The following is a 719-nucleotide window of genomic DNA, read 5'->3' on the forward strand; positions in this document are numbered from 1 at the left end:
TACTGCACCGCCAGCGGCGACCAATCCGGCGCACGGCCGTCGCACCGGCCGGCGTACGCGATCCCGAGATCGCGCACCAGCGGGGTGAGGGACCATCCGTCGGCAGCGATGTGGTGGGCCACCGCCACCAACACGTGGTCGTCTTCCGCGAGACGCAAAAGCATTGTCCGCAAAGGGATCTCGCCGGACAGGTCGAATCGGTGCCGCGCCACGGTGTCGATGGCGTCGCTCAGCCGGTCTATCGCCCACCCACAGGCATCGATGACCTGCCAGCCGAGGTCGATGCTGTCGACCGGGACAACCACTTGCCGGGGTGTCCCCTGGTGCGCGAGGAAGACGGTCCGCAGGCTTTCGTGGCGGGCCACCACGTCGCCCAGGGCGGCGCCCATCGCGTCGGTATCCAAGCGTCCGCTCAGCCGCAGTGCCACCGCCATGTTGTGCACCGGCGACGGCCCGTGCAACTGGTCGAGGAACCAGAGCCGCGATTGGGCAAAGGACAACGGCACGACGGTCGGCCGGTCGACCGCCACCACCCGCGCGAGCTTGCTCCCCCCTCCGCAGACATGCGGCGCCAACTCGGCGACGGAGGGCGCCTCGAACAGGACCCGCACTCCCAGATGGGCATCCAGGCCGGTGTTGATCGCGGTGATGAGGCGCATCGCGGAGAGTGAGTCGCCGCCGAGGTGGAAGAAGGAGTCGTCGATCCCGACCCGCTCGAC

The 719-nt window shown here is 69.1% G+C and carries 1 protein-coding gene; it reads right to left on the reverse strand.

Translation table 11 applies throughout. The annotated features are described in order from the left end of the window. Positions 1-719, reverse strand: a 719-nt coding sequence (locus A5732_RS21640) for a condensation domain-containing protein (RefSeq protein ID WP_171975070.1), incomplete at both ends; no start/stop codon positions are given.

Origin of the sequence: Mycobacterium colombiense (assembly GCF_001953985.1) — a bacterium.
Lineage (GTDB): Bacteria > Actinomycetota > Actinomycetes > Mycobacteriales > Mycobacteriaceae > Mycobacterium > Mycobacterium colombiense_B.